This is a genomic window from uncultured Polaribacter sp. (assembly GCF_947497695.1).
Taxonomy (GTDB): domain Bacteria; phylum Bacteroidota; class Bacteroidia; order Flavobacteriales; family Flavobacteriaceae; genus Polaribacter.
The window spans coordinates 319530-338259 of sequence record NZ_CANMHM010000001.1; the positions used below are offsets into that span (position 1 = coordinate 319530).

Annotated in this window: 18 protein-coding genes; 14 read left to right on the plus strand and 4 right to left on the minus strand. The window is 29.7% G+C overall.

Features of this window, described 5'->3' with window-relative positions:
• The first annotated feature begins 198 nt into the window (after nucleotides 1–198).
• From trxA (Q0731_RS01415) to Q0731_RS01465, 11 genes are all read left to right on the plus strand, one after another.
• Nucleotides 199–513 carry a thioredoxin gene (trxA, locus tag Q0731_RS01415; protein ID WP_299058957.1) on the plus strand — a complete coding sequence of 105 codons (315 nt, stop codon included), beginning with the start codon at nucleotides 199–201 and terminating at the stop codon, nucleotides 511–513.
• 124 nt (nucleotides 514–637) lie between these two features.
• The gene (trxA, locus tag Q0731_RS01420; protein WP_299058957.1) at nucleotides 638–952 is read left to right on the plus strand and encodes a thioredoxin; all 315 of its coding nucleotides are present in this window, start codon (nucleotides 638–640) and stop codon (nucleotides 950–952) included.
• A 261-nt stretch (nucleotides 953–1213) separates the two neighbouring features.
• A complete protein-coding gene (locus Q0731_RS01425) occupies nucleotides 1214–1762 on the plus strand; it encodes a carboxymuconolactone decarboxylase family protein (RefSeq protein WP_299058959.1) in 549 nt (182 codons plus the stop codon).
• A gap of 38 nt (nucleotides 1763–1800) precedes the next feature.
• Nucleotides 1801–2169, plus strand: coding sequence for a cupredoxin domain-containing protein (locus Q0731_RS01430; RefSeq protein WP_299058960.1), 369 nt, complete (start codon nucleotides 1801–1803; stop codon nucleotides 2167–2169).
• 138 nt (nucleotides 2170–2307) lie between these two features.
• Nucleotides 2308–3096 carry an alpha/beta hydrolase gene (locus Q0731_RS01435; RefSeq protein WP_299058962.1) on the plus strand — a complete coding sequence of 263 codons (789 nt, stop codon included), beginning with the start codon at nucleotides 2308–2310 and terminating at the stop codon, nucleotides 3094–3096.
• Nucleotides 3097–3358: 262 nt separating this feature from the next.
• The gene (locus tag Q0731_RS01440) at nucleotides 3359–4363 is read left to right on the plus strand and encodes a sugar kinase (RefSeq protein WP_299058964.1); all 1005 of its coding nucleotides are present in this window, start codon (nucleotides 3359–3361) and stop codon (nucleotides 4361–4363) included.
• 124 nt (nucleotides 4364–4487) lie between these two features.
• Nucleotides 4488–4853 carry a hypothetical protein gene (locus tag Q0731_RS01445; RefSeq protein WP_299058966.1) on the plus strand — a complete coding sequence of 122 codons (366 nt, stop codon included), beginning with the start codon at nucleotides 4488–4490 and terminating at the stop codon, nucleotides 4851–4853.
• Nucleotides 4854–5135: 282 nt separating this feature from the next.
• Nucleotides 5136–6059, plus strand: a complete 924-nt coding sequence (locus Q0731_RS01450; protein WP_299058967.1) for a hypothetical protein — start codon at nucleotides 5136–5138, stop codon at nucleotides 6057–6059.
• A gap of 4 nt (nucleotides 6060–6063) precedes the next feature.
• The gene (locus Q0731_RS01455; protein WP_299058969.1) at nucleotides 6064–8046 is read left to right on the plus strand and encodes a TonB-dependent receptor; all 1983 of its coding nucleotides are present in this window, start codon (nucleotides 6064–6066) and stop codon (nucleotides 8044–8046) included.
• Nucleotides 8047–8075: 29 nt separating this feature from the next.
• On the plus strand, nucleotides 8076–8951 hold the full coding sequence (locus tag Q0731_RS01460; protein ID WP_299058971.1) for an MbnP family protein: 876 nt from the start codon (nucleotides 8076–8078) through the stop codon (nucleotides 8949–8951).
• A gap of 65 nt (nucleotides 8952–9016) precedes the next feature.
• Nucleotides 9017–10039 (plus strand): cytochrome c peroxidase, encoded by a 1023-nt coding sequence (locus Q0731_RS01465; protein WP_299058973.1) that lies wholly within the window; start codon nucleotides 9017–9019, stop codon nucleotides 10037–10039.
• A gap of 32 nt (nucleotides 10040–10071) precedes the next feature.
• Here the strand turns inward: Q0731_RS01465 and Q0731_RS01470 are convergent, their stop codons facing one another.
• The 4 genes from Q0731_RS01470 to Q0731_RS01485 all read right to left on the minus strand — a co-directional run bounded on the left by Q0731_RS01470 (nucleotide 10072) and on the right by Q0731_RS01485 (nucleotide 16901).
• Nucleotides 10072–11364, minus strand: a complete 1293-nt coding sequence (locus tag Q0731_RS01470; RefSeq protein ID WP_299058975.1) for an aminopeptidase P family protein — start codon at nucleotides 11362–11364, stop codon at nucleotides 10072–10074.
• 486 nt (nucleotides 11365–11850) lie between these two features.
• Nucleotides 11851–13170: a DEAD/DEAH box helicase gene (locus Q0731_RS01475; RefSeq protein ID WP_299058977.1), complete on the minus strand. Its 1320-nt coding sequence runs from the start codon at nucleotides 13168–13170 to the stop codon at nucleotides 11851–11853.
• A 148-nt stretch (nucleotides 13171–13318) separates the two neighbouring features.
• Nucleotides 13319–14257, minus strand: a complete 939-nt coding sequence (locus Q0731_RS01480) for an ABC transporter ATP-binding protein (RefSeq protein ID WP_299058979.1) — start codon at nucleotides 14255–14257, stop codon at nucleotides 13319–13321.
• 505 nt (nucleotides 14258–14762) lie between these two features.
• The gene (locus Q0731_RS01485; protein WP_299058981.1) at nucleotides 14763–16901 is read right to left on the minus strand and encodes a prolyl oligopeptidase family serine peptidase; all 2139 of its coding nucleotides are present in this window, start codon (nucleotides 16899–16901) and stop codon (nucleotides 14763–14765) included.
• Nucleotides 16902–17065: 164 nt separating this feature from the next.
• Between Q0731_RS01485 and trxA (Q0731_RS01490) the strand changes: the two genes are divergently transcribed.
• From trxA (Q0731_RS01490) to Q0731_RS01500, 3 genes are all read left to right on the plus strand, one after another.
• Nucleotides 17066–17425: a thioredoxin gene (trxA, locus tag Q0731_RS01490; RefSeq protein WP_299058983.1), complete on the plus strand. Its 360-nt coding sequence runs from the start codon at nucleotides 17066–17068 to the stop codon at nucleotides 17423–17425.
• A gap of 208 nt (nucleotides 17426–17633) precedes the next feature.
• Nucleotides 17634–17972, plus strand: coding sequence for a helix-turn-helix transcriptional regulator (locus Q0731_RS01495; protein WP_299058985.1), 339 nt, complete (start codon nucleotides 17634–17636; stop codon nucleotides 17970–17972).
• Nucleotides 17973–17983: 11 nt separating this feature from the next.
• On the plus strand, nucleotides 17984–18682 hold the full coding sequence (locus Q0731_RS01500; protein WP_299058987.1) for a hypothetical protein: 699 nt from the start codon (nucleotides 17984–17986) through the stop codon (nucleotides 18680–18682).
• The last annotated feature ends 48 nt before the right edge of the window (nucleotides 18683–18730 follow it).

An 18730-nucleotide genomic window follows, 5' to 3' on the forward strand; every position in this document is an offset into this window, starting at 1 on the left:
AGTTGTTAACTTCTTCACTTCGTTCTAAGTTAACAACTAAAAAGGATGCCACTTCAATCCTTCACGCAAGCATTTTTGCAAACTTTTTTCCTTGTCCAAACCAAAGGAACTTCTGTCCATTTTTAAAGCTTACTGTTGATTGCATCTTTGCAGTATTAAAAAACAACAACGCTTTAAAAGCAATTAAAAAATAAAAAAATGGAATTACAATTAGAACAAACAAACGCAAACAACATCTTAGAAAATAACAATTATGTAATGCTAGATTTCTATGCAGATTGGTGTGGACCTTGCCAAACTTTATTACCAACAATTCACAAATTAGCAGATGAATTAGAAGACACCATTACTATTAAAAAAGTAAATGTTGATGAAAACCAAGAATTAGCAGCAAAATTTGGAATTAGAAACATACCTTCTTTAATATTCTTTAAAAACGGACAAGTAATAGACAAACACACAGGCTTAATTACAGAGAAAAATTTAAGAAATAAAATAGAAAGATTGCAATAAAAAGCACTGTCCAAACCAAAGGAACTTTTGTCCAATTTTTAAGGTTCTTATCGGTTGTAACTTTGCAGTATCAAAATAGTTAACACAAACAATAACATCGCTTTAAGCGACAAAAAATAAAAAAATGGAATTACAATTAGAACAAACAAACGCAAACAACATCTTAGAAAACAACAATTATGTAATGCTAGATTTCTATGCAGATTGGTGTGGACCTTGCCAAACTTTATTACCAACAATTCACAAATTAGCAGATGAATTAGAAGACACCATTACTATTAAAAAAGTAAATGTTGATGAAAACCAAGAATTAGCAGCAAAATTTGGAATTAGAAATATACCTTCTTTAATATTCTTTAAAAACGGACAAGTAATAGACAAACACACAGGTTTAATTACAGAGAAAAATTTAAGAAATAAAATAGAAAGATTGCAATAAAAAAGCACTGTCCAAACCAAAGGAACTTTTGTCCAATTTTTAAGGTTCTTATCGGTTGTAACTTTGCAGTATCAATTACAAATCAATAAAAAAACAATAATTATGAAAACAATAGCACAAACACAATGTCCAAATTGCTGGGGTTATCAAACCTACGATGAGCAAAATACAGATCAACAAATTTGCGATTGCAAATCATAAAATAAAAAATAAAAAAATCATTAAAAGCTGATAAAATTCAGCAAAAAACAAATAGAAATTATGAGCACATTTAACGTACCAACAAAAAACGAAGTATCAGAAAACAACCAAGCAATATTTACTCAATTAGAAAAAGGTTTAGGTTTTGTACCTAATTTATATGCAGCATTTGCACACAGTGAAACTGCTTTGGGTAACTTTTTAGCAATAGGACAAGGAAAAACAAGTTTTTCTGCAAAAGAAAAAGAAGTAATCAATTTGGCGGTTAGTCAAGTAAACGAATGTATTTATTGTTTATCTGCACACACTGCAATTAGTAAAATGAATGGATTTACAGACGAGCAAATCTTAGAACTTAGAACTGGTAATGCTTCTTTTAACACTAAACTAGATACTTTATCAAAATTTGCAAAATCGGTTGCAATTAACAGAGGAGCAGCAACACAAGAAGCTGTAGAAAACTTTTATGCAGCAGGATATACAAAAGGAAGTTTGGCAGATGCAATTATCTTAATAGGAGAAATTACAATTACCAATTATTTTCATAAAACAACAGATGTTGCAGTAGATTTTCCTGTAGCTCAAACATTAGAACAAGTAGCAATTTAATAATAATCAATTTTAATAATTCATAATAAACAACAATCATGAAAAAAGTAATCACAATTTTAGTAGTAGTATTAGGTTTTGCATTTAACACAAATGCACAAGAAGTAAAAACAGTTTCTTTTGAACAAACAAAAGGAGAGTTTACCCAGAAAGAAATAAAATTATCTGAAGGTACTTATATCTTTGAAGTTTCTAATAATAATGCAGCAGAAGAAATAGGTTTGGTTTTAATAGAAGATGGTAAAGATGGTACAAAACCAGAAAACCATATTAAAAACGCTTATGTTTCTCAATTGGTAAAACATGGTAAAAAAGAATCTTCTAAAGAAGTTGTTTTAAAGAAAGGAACTTACAAATATTTCTGTCCTTTTAATAAAACACCACAGTATACTTTAATAGTAGAATAAATTTAGATTTTAATTAGTATTACAAAGGCGAACAGAAATGTTCGCCTTTATTTGTTTTAAGTAAGATTTTAAAATTACATCAAAAAAAAATAAACTATTTTTGTTTTACTATTTGTTCATCAGAAAAAGATAAAAGCATTGTTAAACTATTATAAATATCCACATTTAACTTCTACAGAATGGGTAACCTTTGTGCATGGAGCAGGAGGTAGTAGTTCTATTTGGTTTAAACAAGTACGTGATTTTAGAAAACAATTTAATGTATTAATCTTAGATTTACGTGGTCATGGAGATAGCAAACCTACCTTAAAAGACACTTTTAAATCTAAATATACTTTTGATTCTATTACAGCAGATATTGTAGAAGTTATTGATTACCTTAAAATTAAAAAATCTCATTTTATTGGTATTTCTTTAGGCACTATTTTGATACGTAATTTGGCTGAAAAAAGACCAGAATTGGTAAAAAGTATGATTATGGGAGGTGCCATTATTAAAATGAATTTCCGCTCTCAAGTTTTAATGAAAGTTGGTAATATATTTAAATCTGTAGTGCCTTATATGCTTTTGTATAAACTCTTTGCATTTATTATTATGCCAAAGAAAAATCATAAAAAATCGAGATTATTGTTTGTTAACGAAGCAAAAAAATTATACCAAAAAGAGTTTTTACGTTGGTTTAAATTAACATCAGAAATAAACCCACTTTTACATTTTTTTAGAACAAAAGATATAAAAATACCTACATTTTATATTATGGGTGCAGAAGATCATTTGTTTTTACCTTCCATTAAAAATATTGTTGCCAAACATGTAACCTCTTCTCTTTTTGTCATTGAAAATTGTGGCCATGTTGTAAATGTAGAACAGCCAGAAACTTTTAATAACCAAACTATTGGTTTTATTACCTCTTTAAAAACATTATAATAACAGCCTTATCTTTTTTTTAAACACTTCTATTTTTGTTTATTTTTACATTAATTGGTTAACCAGTTGATGTAAAATTACGTTTTATTTTCTATTTTTAATTTTTATAAAACATACTTTTAAAAAATAAAATAGCTTAAAACTCTTTGATAGAAAGGGATTTCGATTATTTCATCATCATCAATATCTTATAATAATTCAAAATAAAACACCTTTTTAATCAATTTTTATAAACTATATTTGTTTTATTAAAGTTTTTATTATGAATCAAATAATTACGTTTGGCGAAGTTTTAATGCGTATTTCTCCTCGTGGAAACAAAAAATTTATTCAATCTAACAATGTAGAGTTCTATTTTGGCGGAACAGAGTTAAATGTTGGAATTTCCATTGCAAATTTTGGTGGAGATGTGAAACATATTTCATGTGTCTCTAATGATTTTATAGGTGATACTGCTATTTCATATTTAAGAAAATTTGATGTGAGTACTTCAGCAATTGTCCGTTCTAACAGACCTTTAGGGGTTTACTTTTTAGAAGTTGGTGCAGTAATGAGACCAAGTACCATTTCTTATAACAGATCTCACTCGTCTTTTTCTGAAATTCAACCAGAAATGGTAAATTGGGAAAAATCTTTAAAAAAAGGGAAATGGTTTCATTGGACAGGGATAACACCTGCTCTTTGTAAAGGAGGTAAAGAAACCTTATTAGAAGGATTAAAATTAGCCAGAAAAAAAGGAATGCAAGTTTCAGCTGACCCAACTTACAGAAGTGGTTTGTGGAAATATGGAGAAAATCCAAGAGAAGTTTTATCTGAATTGGTTAATTATTCTACCGTTTTTATTGGTGGTGTTAATGAAATGAATGAACTTTTAGAAACCGATTTTTCTTATTCTAATGAAGATTTTATAGAAGCTTCTAAGCAATTAATGCTAAAATATCCATCCATAGAAAAAGTGTTCGATAAAATTAGAACTTCTATCAATTCTTCTTGGCACAAGATTAGAGCAAGAATGTGGAATGGTAAAGATTTTAAAGAAACCTTAGATATTGATATTACACATATTATTGATAGAATTGGTACTGGTGATGCTTTTGCAGCAGGAATAATACATGGTTTACAAAAATTTGACGATTATAAAACAATGGAGTTTGGTGCTGCAGCTTGTGCCATAAAGCATACTTACTTAGGGGATATAAACTATGCCAATGAAGCAGATGTAATTAGTATTTTAGAAGGAAATACTTCTGGAAGATTAAAAAGATAAGTTTATCAAAATAGAAAATTAAAAGGCAAACCTAAAAGTTTGTCTTTTTTTGTTTTAAGATTTTTCTTTAAAAATATACATATCTAACTTTTCATTTGTTACAAAAAAGTAAGATATTTGCATTGTGAAAACAGCAGCAGTCATCATAGCATTATTCTTGCTTTCTAAGCCCTTACTTCCAATATTGGAGTATGCTGCATTTTACGATTATATTAAAACAGAACTTTGTATTAATAAAGATGTACCTGAATTAAAATGTAACGGTAAATGCCATTTAGCAAAACAATTGGCTAAAGTTGCAGATACTGAAAAAGGGAATGAAAAAAATCAATCTTTTTCAATCGAAATTCCTGTTGTGTATTTTCAAGACACAAATCTAAACTACGCTTTTCATTTACTTAAAGAGGAAAATACCAAAATTCAATCTTCATTGAATCAAATCTATAAATTTCAGTATCTAAATACTGTTTTTCATCCACCACTTGTTTAATTATTACATAAAACAAGGAATCCTTATACTCAATAATTAAAAGTTTTATAAAATTATGTGTAGATTTTAAAGTCTATCTATTTTTTATGAAACCCTTTTTAGCAACTTTATTTTCTTTACTATTTAGAAAAGAAAGTAGCAACATTTTAGTATAAGTTTAATTCCTATTTCTTTTAGTCGCCATAATATTTGATGTATGCTAACCTTCTTTTTTTTAATGAAGAAGCACATCTATATGAGCTACTTTTTTAAGAACAGTTATAATTAAACATTTCAAAAAGAATGAAATATTTACATTTTACGCTACTTACAATATGTATTGTGATGGCTTCTTGTACCATAGAAAAAACAGATTATGGAGCTGAATTAGGCATAGAAACTACTGAATTTATTGAATTCAATGAAGCAATCACTACAAATAGTGGAGATTACAACATTAGTATTGCTGCTTTAAATGGTACTTTTTACAAAGGATATAATGAAATCCGTTTAAAAATTACAAACAGCAATACCAATGAACTCTTAGAAAATTCAGAAATTACTTTTTTACCAATTCTAACAGATGCAAATGGCAATAAATCATCCAGCCCACATCAATACAATTTAACGTATAATGCAACAGAAGGTTACTATTCTGGTTTTGCAGTATTTACCAGCGAAACAAGTACCACTATAAGTTGGCAACTATACATTAATTTTACTGATGGTAATAAAACACATGCTGTAAATGAAACCATTATTGTTGAAGAGCAAACAAATAAAAACCTAAACATCACTGCTTTTACAGGCAATGACAATGCACAATATTTTATTGCATTGGTGGCACCTCAAAGTCCTAATATTGGTCAAAATAATTTAATTGCAGGTATTTACAGGTACAATAAGCCAACAAATGTTGCAGGTGTTTTTCCTGATGCAACTCAGTTTTCATACTCAATTGTAGATAATTATACATTGCTTTTAGACCCAAGAATGCCAGAACCTTCTATGGGAAACCATTCATCACCCAACAATCAAGATTTAACCCAGCAAACTAATGGTTTGTATCAGGGTGTTGTAAATTATACAATGACAGGAAATTGGACGTTGAATTTCATCTTAAAAAATGAACAAGGGCAAACTATAAAAGGAACTGAAGTTTCAACAGCATTTACTCCAGGAATTGTAGGAGCTAAAGGAGAACTTTTTATTGATATTTTATTTTAAAACAATGAAAAGAATCATCATAGCAATGCTCTTTTTATCAACATTTGTAAATGCACAAGTTGTAGAAAAAAAGAAAGATAGTTTAGGCGGAGTTTTAGATGAAGTTGTAATTATTACTAAAAAAAACAAAATTAAAACAGATTTAAAAATGGCTGTTTCAGTGGATGAATTTTTAGCATCTTCAGCAAATATCAGTTTTATTAAACGTGGTGCTTATGCTTGGGAACCATTGTTAAATAATATGAGTACAGAACGCTCTATGATTACTATTGATGGAATGCACGTTTTTGGAGCTTGTACAGATAAAATGGATCCAATTACCTCTTATGTAGATAGCAATAACCTTTCAGATATTGAAATCAAATCTGGCCAAGAAGGTGGTTTGCACGGAGCAACTGTTGCAGGAAGTATCGATTTAAAAAGAAAAAGTACGCCTTTTGATTTTGCTAAAAAATGGAGTGGTGGATATCAAACAGGTTTTGAATTGAACAATAACCAGTTTTTTAACCTTGCCAATGCTTCTTTTTCTGATGATAAATTAGTGGTAGATGCTAGTATTTCTAATAGAAAAGCTTCAAATTATTTTGATGGTAATAATGAAGAAGTAAAAAATTCTCAGTTCGAAAAACTGAATGCTTCTTTAGGAGTTGCTTATAAAACAACTGATTTATCCTCTGTAAGAGTTGATGCTATTTTTGACAGAGCAAAAGATGTTGGTTTCCCTGCTTTGCCTATGGATTTATCACTTTCAAGAGCTTTGATCACCTCTATTGCTTACAAACAATTTTTTGAAAAAGGAATTGTAAAAGTCTGGGATACTAAACTCTATTTTAATGCTATAGAACATTATATGGATGATACAAATAGACCAGAAAACTTAGTACACATGGACATGCCTGGTTGGAGTACCACTTATGGATTGTTGTCTAAAATAAATCTTCAAAAAGGCAATCTATCATCAGAAGTACAATTAAATGCTTATAATAATTTATCGATTGCAGAAATGAGAATGTACCCACAAGACAGAAGCGAACGTACAATGTTTGCATTTAGTTGGCCTTGGGTAACAACAACTTATGCAGGCCTATCAATAAATAATTTATGGGATATTTCAGATACAAGTCAACTTAATTTTGGCGGATCTTTAGGTGTTAATTACAATTTTTCTAAATATGTAGAGTTTAACCGAATTTTTCATCCAAATGCATCACAAGAAAAAATCAGGTTTTTACCAAGTGTACACGCAGGTTATAATTTTGATGTATATAACTTCAATTTTTCTTTTGGAAGTGGTTATGGACACAGAGCTCCTTCTGTTTCTGAAGGTTATGGATATTATATTTACAATAGTTTTGATCGTTTTGATTATATCGGAAATCCGGATTTAAAAAATGAAATTTCTTATGAAGTAAATGCAAGTGCAGGTTATAAAACCAAAAAAGGAAGCATCCATGCCAAGGTAAACTATTTTTATATTGATAATTATATTATAGGAAGAATTTTAAGTTTAGGAAGCCCAATGAATTATCAATCTGTGGGTGTAAAAGGATACACTTCTTTAGACTATGCAACCTTATTTAATTTTTCCATCAATGCAAAATACACACTTTTACAAAAATTACATTGGCAAGGAACGTTAACCTATGCAAGAGGTTTAGATGACACTAAAATGAATTTACCATTTATTCGTCCTTTAAGTTATCAAAGTTCCTTGCATTTTTCGCACAAAAAATTTGGTTTTTTAACCTCACTTAATGGCGATTTTGAACACATTAATTACAGTCCTTTATATGGAGAAGATGAAACACCTTCTTTTAAAAACTTTAATGTTTCAGCAGACTATACTTTTTATATTAAAGATTACAAAACAGTTTTTCAAGTAGGGGCAGAAAATCTGTTGAATGAATTTTACAGCACCTATGCAGATTGGGGAAACATCCCCAGAATGGGACGTAACATTTTTACGTCATTAAAAATAAATTTTTAAAAATAATAACAACCATTAAATTAATACAAATGAACAATTTAAAAAAATACCTTTTCTTATCAATCATCTCATTGGCAATTATATCTTGTGAAGATGATAGCATTCCTGTTGCAAATAATGTAACCCTAGCATTTAACAACACTTTTGGCAACACTACTATTGTTTTAGGCGATGCTACTTCTACAGAAGCAACCCAAAACACTTCATCAGAAAACCAAGTACATCATTTTTCTGAAGCAAAATATATTATCAGTAATATTCGTTTGATCAATAAAGATGGCATAGAATTTCCTTACAATGTAAATAATTTAGATACTGGTGCAACCATTATCGATCAATCCAATCCATCAACATTACAGTATGTTTTAAATGGAATTCCATCTACAGAATACACTCAAATAAAATTTGGATTAGGGGTAAAAGCAGCATTGAATACTTTAGATCAAGAGCTTTTCCCAGCTTTTTATTCAGCAGATAAAAAATTACACTGGTTTTGGGCAACAGGCTATCGTTTTACAAAAATTGAGGGTTTTTATGGCGAAACTAACACTCCTTTATCTGTGCACACAGGTAGTGTTTTAGGTGGCGATAAAACAGATGAAACTACTTGGTCTAGCGAAGCTGCACATGCACGTAATGCTTATAGAGATATTACATTAGATCTTACAACAAATGCAAAAGTGGGTGAAAATGCTCCTAAAATTAACATTAAAGCAGATTTTAATAAGGTATTAAGTGGTACCAATAAAATTACTTTAAATGCTGCAACAGAAGGTTATGTGTCTGGTAGTGCTCCAAGTCATCATACCAGTCCAGAAACAATGGTACAGTTTGTTGATAATATGGGAGGTAATGGAGATACTGATATTACAGGAATGTTTTCTATTGAAAGTGTAGAAAATTAAATCTAAAAATTTTGAGTCAGCTTACATAAAAGGTTGTAAGCTGACTCATTTTTGTAACAAAAAAAATGAAAAAATTACTACTTACTTTTTGTATCTTATGGATGATTTCTTCTTGTACAGAAGAAAAAGTTGATGCACCTTTTATTTTTGATAATCCAGAAATAGCAATCAATATTCCTGCTGATTTTCCAGAAGTAAACGATTCATTTTTTACCAACAAACCAACAAAATATGGGGTTGAATTGGGTAAAAAACTATTTTTTGATAAAAAACTAAGTAGAGATAATACCGTTTCTTGTGCAACTTGCCATATTCAAGAAAATGCCTTTGCAGATCAAAACCCAAAAGGAATTGGAATTGATGGCAAAATTGGATTTAGAAATACACCTCCAATTCAAAATTTAGCATTTATGCAAGTATATAATTGGGATGGAAATAAAACTGCATTAGAAAACCAAGTACTTGTACCCATAATTACTCCAGAAGAAATGGACTCTTCAATCTTAGAAGTAATTGGTAAAATTTCAAATGATGCTACTTATATTGAATTATTTCATAAAACTTTTGGCGATGATACCATAACAGGAGAAAGAATTTTTAATAGCATTGCTCAGTTTGAATACACCCTAATTTCTGCCAATAGTAAATATGATAAAGTAAAACGAAAAGAAGGAGCCATCTTTACTGATAATGAAGCACAAGGTTACCAAGTTTTTAAAAATAAATGTGCCAATTGCCACAGCACAGAATTATTTACAGACCAAAGTTTTAGAAATATTGGTTTCCCTGTAAACCCAAATAGCGAAGAAAAAGGACGCACAAGAGTGTCACTTAACGCTAAAGATTTAATGAGTTTTAGGGTTCCAACTTTAAGAAACATAGCATACACAGCACCTTATGGAAGTTTTGGACAGTTTGCTACTTTAAAAGAGGTTTTAGATTATTTAGACAAAGGTGTAATAGAATCAGATAATTTAGACCCAATTCTTAAAGACAATAATAATAGAATTCCTCTTACAGAAAAGGAAAAAGAAAACCTTATTTCCTTTATGAAAACATTGAGTGATTTAGAATTTATTACTGAATAATCTAATGGCTAAAAGCTCTAAAAAAGCAAAAATTACCCATGCATTAAATCTTCAATTTCATCAGCTTCAATAGGGATGTTTCCCATTAAATTATAAGGAACACCATTTTCTTGTACTACAACATCATCTTCTAAACGAATGCCAAAACCTTCTTCAGGAATATAAATACCTGGTTCTACCGTAAAAACCATATTTGCTTGCATTGGCTCGTGCAACAAACCATAATCATGAGTATCTAAACCCAAATGATGTGATGTTCCATGCATAAAATACTTTTTATAAGCAGGCCAATTTTTATCTTCATTTTGAATATCAGCTTTATCTAATAAACCTAACTTTAGTAATTCTGCAGTCATTATTTTACCAACTTCTGCATGATATTCTTTCAATAAAGTACCAGGTAACAACATTTTTGTAGCCTCTTTTTTAACATAATTTACAGCGTTGTAAACAGCTTTTTGTCGGTCTGTAAAACGCCCAGAAACAGGTATTGTTCTTGTTAAATCAGATGCATAATTTGCATATTCTGCAGCAACATCCATTAAAATTAAATCGCCACTTTTACATTGTTTGTTGTTTTCTATATAATGCAAAACATTGGCGTTATTACCACTACCAATAATTGGTGTATAAGCAAACCCTTTAGATCTATTTTTTACAAATTCATGAATCAATTCTGCCTCAATTTCATATTCCCAAACATTTGGTTTTACAAAGTCTAAAACTCTACGAAACCCTTTTTCTGTAATACTACAAGCATGCTGAATTAAATCGATCTCAATTTTGTCTTTTACAGAACGTAATCGTTGTAAAATTGGGTTACTTTTAGCCACTGCATGTGCAGGATATTTTGCCAATAACCATTTTGTAAAACGAGCTTCACGCGTTTCTGTTTCAACATTAGATTTGTAATGTTCATTGGTGTTTATATAAAAAGTATCAGCATAAGTAGATAGTTCAAACAAGATTTTTTCTAAATCTTGCAACCAAAAAACTGTTTTAATTCCACTTGTTTCAAAAGCAGCTTTTTTGGTTAATTTTTCTCCTTCCCAAATAGCAATATGGGCATTGGTTTCTTTCACAAATAAAATTTCTCGGTAATTTTCATTTGGGCAATCAGGAAACAAAAACAACACACTTTCTTCTTGATCTATACCACTTAAATAAAATAGATCTCTGTGCTGCTCAAAAGGCATTGTGCTGTCTGCACTAATAGGATAAATATCATTAGAATTAAAAACGGCCAAACTATTTGGCTTCATTTGAGAAGCAAAATTTTTACGATTTTTTATAAATAATTGAGAATCAATTTTATGGTATTTCATACAGATGTTTTAATGTGAATACACAAAGATAGCGATTTTAAAGGAAGATTTTTTGGGCGTTTAAACGGGCTTTCCATTGTATCTTTTTTGCTGAAAAAGCAAAAAAGGATGCCATTGCAATCCCTAACGCAAATACGTTCTATTAAAATAAACTAATTAAACTCTAAAAAATTTGTCTTTTATTTAAAAACTCCTTCAACACAACACAGTTTGTCATTCTGTAAGAATCTTAAACGGATTATTTAGGTAGTTTAGAAACGTAATAAAAAATCAACTTTATGTGATTTCTCCCTAAAAAGGTTGAAAAAACAAAACTGTGTAAAAAAGACGAAACCCTACAAAATTGTCACTTCGAACAACGTGAGAAGTCACATAATAATGATCTGAATATCTTTATATAATTTTGTTGAAAATAAAAAAATCCTGCAATATTTTAGAAACCTTGCAGGATGATAATATTTCTATCCAAATTTGTGTAATACGTGTCTAAAAACGCTTCTTTTTAGGAGCACCAGTTCTTCCTCTTCCAGAAGTTGCTCCTGCAGGTTTATTCCCTTTAAAATGTGGTTTTCTCTTTGGTTTATTTTGGTTTGATGAACCTGAGTTTCCACCTTTTTTCTTTTTACCAAAAGAACCTTTACTTTGGCTTGCTGCTCTTTTTGGACCTGCAGTATCAGTGGGCTCAAAACCTTCTACAATAGTAGATGCTATTTTTTCTTTTAGTATTTTTTCTATTTCACTTTGGTACTCACTTTCTTCACTACAAACTAAAGAAATTGCTTCTCCTACAGCTCCTGCTCTACCTGTTCTACCAATTCTGTGTACATAATCTTCTGGCACATTTGGCAATTCAAAATTAATAACGTGTGGCAATAAAGGAATATCTAAACCTCTTGCAGCAATATCTGTTGCTACTAAAATTTTAATGGTATTGTCTTTAAAATTCTTTAATGCTTTTGTTCTTGCTCCCTGACTTTTATTACCATGAATTGCAGCAGCTGTAATACCTGCACTTATCAATTTTTTTGTTAATTTATTAGCACCATGTTTTGTTCTTGTAAAAATTAAAACTTGGTTCCAATTATTATCTTTTACCAACTTAATGGTAAACTCTGTTTTTTTGCTTTTATCAATCTTATAAACTTTGTGAGTTACTTTTTTAGCAGTAGAATTTTGTGGAGCAGTTTCTACAGCAACAGGATTTCTTAAAATTCCAGCAGCTAATTTTTTAATATCTTTAGAAAAAGTAGCAGAAAACATCAAATTCTGACGCTTTTCTGGCATAAAACTAATGATTTTGTTAATATCTCTCACAAAACCCATATCTAACATTCTGTCTGCTTCATCTAAAATTAAAATATCTACTCTTTTAAACGAAACCGCTTTTCTATCGTGTAAATCTAATAATCTACCAGGTGTTGCTACTAAAATATCAACACCAGTTCTTAACGTTGCTATTTGTGGTTTTGCATTTACACCGCCAAAAATAACTGTAGATCTAATGTCTACATATTTACTATATTCTCTTACATTATCATGCACTTGTGCAGCCAATTCTCTGGTTGGTGTTAATACTAATGCTCTTAAGGGTCTGTATTTTGGGTGTTTCGTGTCCGATAAATATTGTAAAACGGGTAAGGTAAAACCTGCTGTTTTTCCTGTACCTGTTTGTGCAGAAGCTAAAATATCTTTGCCTTCTAAAATATGTGGAATTGCCTTTTCTTGTATTGGGGATGGTTTGGTATATCCTTTTTCTTCAACTGCTTTTAAAATTGCTGCAGATAAACCTAAATCTTTAAATGTCATAAATAATATTTAAGAAATCAACTTTATGTAGTTGTTTCAGTTTGCAAAGGTACGTTGTTTAAAGTTGGAGATGAATTTTTATTAAAATTGCTTTTTGATGTTCTCTTTTGATGATTCTATTCTACGACAAAATCATCGTACGATAAATTTATCTTCTCATAAATTCAAGTTGAATTACCTTTCTTTTTTTAATTTCTGTAGCGTGGTTAAAATACACTTTTTGCCCATTAAAATCGGCTTCAATTAACCAATAAGATCCTTTAAAATAAGCATTTAATACTTCGATAAGCTCAGCATCAGTGTCTGATTTTTCAACAACTTGTATTTGATGAGGATATAATAAAACCTTTTTATCATTGATAATAATTTCATTTACATCATCAAACAAAGCAGCAACATATTTTTCTTTTGGATGGTTATAAATATATTTTGGCGAGTTGTTTTCTAAAATTTTATTGTCTTTAATAATAATGAGTTTGTCTGCAAAAGAAAGTGCATCATTTTTATCATGTGTTGCTATAATGCAAGCAATATTTTTTTCTTTTAAATAACTGAATAAATTTCTTCTTAGGGAGTTTTTTTTAAAGTTGTCTATTTGTCCAAAAGGTTCATCTAAAAGCAATAATTGAGGTTCTTTTGCCAAAGCTCTTGCAATTGCCACACGTTGTTTTTGTCCGCCACTTAAATTTTTAACTTTAACATCAGCAAAAGCAGTCATTTGTATCACTTCTAATAATTCTTGTGTACGTTTTTCACTTTCTTCTGGATAAAAACGAGATAAGTATTTTTTAATATTTTCTGATACAGAAATGTAGGGCATCAAATCAAAATCTTGAGCTACGTATTTAAAGTTTTCAAAACCTGGGACTAAATGTTTTTTGGGTCCAAAAATTTGATCATCTTTCCAGAATATTTGTCCTTTATTTATATCTACTAAACCATAAATTACTTTTAAAAGTGTCGATTTTCCAGATCCACTTTCTCCCATTACACACAAATGTTCCCCTTCTTTTAAAGAGAAATTAAAATCGTTTAAAATGGATTTTTTTGGTTGATAGGAAAAAGAAACTGAATCTACTTTTAGCATATAGCAAAAATAAGGTTATTAATAAATACCTACAAGGTTTTTAAAACCTTGCCAAAAAGGAGGACTAATTTTATAGCTTAGTATTATTCTCATCTTTTTACTCTCTACTTTTTGCGACTTCTCATTAAATTCTAAATGAAAAATTTAGAGGTTTTTAGAGTTTATTTACACACAGTTTGTCCTTTCGACCTTTTGGGAGAAATCACATAAAGTTGCTCGATTTAGTCTTTCATTTTTATGCAATTTCTATTTACCCCATTCAGTTTGTCACACTGAAAGGGTCTCACGTAACAATAAACAAACCGAAAAAAATCTTTGTGTGAGATGCTTTCAGCATGACAAACTTCATGGAAATCTTATAGGAAATAAAAAATTTAAAAGATTCAAAAAAATTATAAATAAGCTCGCGTTAGCGATTGAAGCGGCATCCTTTTTGCTTTTTCAGCAAAAAGATACAGCGGAAAGCGCGACCTTTTTAGGGAACGCCCAAATTATTATAACAATTTTACTTTTTTATAGGATTTGGCAATTGCTCAAAACCCATATTGAAAAATGTAAATCCAAAAATATCTGCATATTGGGCAATGGTTTTTGCAACTGGAGTGCCTGCTCCATGGCCAGCATTGATTTCAATTCTTATTAAAACAGGGTTTTTACCAGTCTGTTTTTCTTGCAATTCTGCTGCAAATTTAAAACTGTGTGCAGGTACAACTCTATCATCATGATCACCAGTTGTTATTAAAGTTGCTGGGTATTTTATGCCTTCTTTTACATTGTGTACTGGAGAATATGCTTTTAAATACTTAAACATTTCTTTGCTGTCATTTGCTGTTCCATAATCATACGCCCAACCTGCTCCTGCTGTAAATGTGTGGTAACGCAACATGTCTAAAACGCCAACTGCAGGCAAAGCAACTTTTATTAAATTGGGTTTTTGAGTCATAACTGCTCCTACTAACAAACCTCCATTTGAGCCTCCTCTAATTGCTAAATAATTAGAAGATGTATATTTATTTTCTATTAAATATTCTGCAGCAGCAATAAAATCGTCAAAAACATTTTGTTTTTTTAGTTGTGTACCTGCATCGTGCCATTTTTTACCATATTCTCCTCCACCTCTTAAATTTGGTACTGCATAAACACCTCCTTGTTCCATCCAAACTGCGTTTGCAACACTAAAACTTGGAGTTAAACTAATATTGAAACCTCCATAACCATAAAGAATTGTTGGGTTTTTTCCGTTTAATTTAATGCCTTTTTTATGGGTAATAATCATGGGTACTTTTGTACCATCTTTAGAGTTATAAAAAACCTGTTTGCTAATGTAATTCTCTGATTTAAAATCTATCCTTGGTTTCCAATAAGAGGTGTAAGTTCCTTTTTTTGGGTCTAATTTATACAGAGAACTTGGGGTATTATAATTTGTAAATGAAAAATACAATTCTTTAGCATTTGTTTTTCCACCAAAACCAGCAGAAGATCCAACACCTGGTAATTTTATTGCTCTAATTAATTTTCCATCAAAATTATATTGCAATACTTTAGAAACTGCATCTACCATATATTCTGCAAAGAAATAACCTGCACCAGAATTAATGCTTAATACATTTTGTGTTTCTGGTATAAAATCTGTCCAGTTTTCTGGTGTCGGATTTTTTGCATCAACCAAAACCACTTTTTTATTGGGAGCATTTAAATTAGTGACTACATATAATTTGCTATCGCGATTTTCTACAACTTGAGTATCACTATCAAAATTATCAATAATCGTTTTTAATTGACTGTTTTTTTGTGATAGATCTCTGATAAATAATTTATTACCAGAGGTTGATGTTGCAGCAGAAATTAGTAAATATTTGTTATCTTCTGTTACATAGCCACCAACATATCTGTGTTTTTCTGATGCTTTTTCTCCAAAAATAATTACATCATCTTTTTGCGATGTTCCTAATTTATGATAGTATAATTTGTGTTGGTCTGTTTTTGCTGATAATTCACTCCCTTTTGGTTTGCTGTAACTTGAGTAATAAAAACCTTCGTTTTTGTACCAAGAAATTCCTGAGAACTTTACATCAACCAAGGTATCTTCTTTGATGGTTTTAGAGGCTGCATCCATAATAATTATTTTTCGCCAATCAGAACCTCCTTCAGAAATTGAGTACGCAACAGTTTTTCCATCTTTAGAAAAACTTAATGCACCTAAAGAAGTTGTACCCTCTTCTGAAAAAGTGTTTGGATCTAAGAAAATTTCTGGTTCTGAATCTCCCTTTTTTCTATAGACAACGTTTTGGTTTTGCAAGCCATTATTCTTATAAAAATAGGTGTAATTACCTTCTTTAAAAGGAGTACCAACTTTTTCGTAATTCCATAATTGAGACAAACGTTTTTTTAATGCTGTTCTGTATGGAATGTTATCTAAATACTTAAAAGTAACTTCGTTTTCTGCTTTTACCCAAACTTCTGTTTCTTTGCTTCTATCATCTTCTAACCATCTGTAATTGTCTGTTACAGCAATTCCAAAAAGTGAATCTATAACTGGTTTTTTTGTTGTTTTTGGGTATTCTAAACTCATAATATGTGTGCTTTTACAAGAGGCAAAAATAGCACTTGCTATTAAAACAGTGATGATTAATTTACTTTTCATTGGTACTAAATTTAATGTAACTTCAAAAATATAAAGTAAATAATGACTTTTAAAATTCTAATAGTCAAGGCATTATTATTTTGTAATAGTTGCTAAATAAAAACGACTACTTTTGTAGTATAATTAGATTTAAAACATCCAATTTAATTGAAAAATAATTTAATATGACAATAAATTTAACAAAAGAAGCTTTTTTAGAAAAAGTTTTTAATTTTGAAGAAAGCCAAGAATGGAAATTTAAAGGAAACAGACCTGCTTTAATAGATTTTTATGCAGATTGGTGTGGCCCATGTAAAGCCTTGGCTCCTATTTTAGAGATTTTATCTAAAGATTACGATGGCAAAATAGATATTTACAAAATAGATACAGAAGCAGAGCAAGAATTATCTGCTGCATTTGGCATTAGAAGTATTCCTTCTATGCTTTTTTGTCCTTTAGAAGGGCAGCCACAAATGGCAAATGGTGCATTGCCAAGAGCAGAAATAGAAAGAATAATTGCAGATGTTTTAAAGGTAACAAAGTAGTTTTATTACCAAGTATAAAGCAATCTCTTTTAGTAAAATTGAAATCCTGAAAATTAATTTTTTCAGGATTTTTTTATTAAAAAAATAATACATAAGGATCTAATGCATCAAATATTTATGTATATTTGATTCACAATTAACGTCATTACCAACAAATTGAAGCAATCTGTTAGTTTATTTAAAAGATTGCTTAATTATACATCAAAAAATGGGAAATCAGAAATTATACAAAGGCTCTTTACAAACCATCATTCTAAAATTATTAGAAACTAATAATAAAATGTATGGTTATGAAATTACCCAACATGTAAAAGAGTTAACAAAAGGCGAATTAAAAATAACAGAAGGTGCTTTATACCCAGCTTTACACAAATTAGAAGCCGATGGTTTGTTAGATGTAGAAGTTGCAAAAGTTGGTAATAGGCTTAGAAAATATTATAAATTGACAGAAAGTGGTACTAAAGAAACTGCCAACAAGTTGGATGAAATGCAAGAGTTTTTAAAGACAATGCAACATTTGGTAAACCCTAAATTTAGTTTGGAATAAATATTTTAGCTATGAAACTAACAGAAACCCACATACAAGAACTCTACAAATTTACCAGAAAACATTTTGTAGAACATTATGATGTACAAACAGAATTGGTAGATCATTTAGCCAATGATATTGAAGAAATTTGGATAGAAAACCCTAAGTTAACTTTTGAGAAAGCAAGAGATATCTCTTTTAAAAAATTTGGCGTCTTTGGCTTTATGAATGTTGTAGAAGCCAAACACAAACAATTAGCTAAAAAATACAATAATGTTATATGGACTTTTATGAAAGAATGGTTTTCAATTCCTAAAACACTTATTTCTGCAACCATATTTCTATTTTTTTACACGTTAATGTCTTTGAATATTAGTGAGGATTATTTATCAATTTTATTACTATTTATAGCCATAATTGATTTTTTTCTAATTCATCAACTAATTAAAAAATCAAAAAATAGATTTAAAGAAAAAGGAAAAAAATATTTATTAGAAGATATAATTTACAGAGCAGGTGCTGTTAGCAGTTTTTTAGTTTTTTCAAATATTTTTAATTTAACGCTTTTTTTAAGACATTCAAATGCTGTTTTTATGAAAATATTTGTGTCATGTTTAATAACATTGGCAATTTTATATTCTTACATTACTTTATTTGTCATCCCTGAAAAAGGAGAAAAATTACTTAAAGCAACTTATCCAGAATATAGATTTACAAAAAGTAAATAATAATCTAGTTAAGGTTATTTTTATAAAATGAATAAAAAATATAAAGAA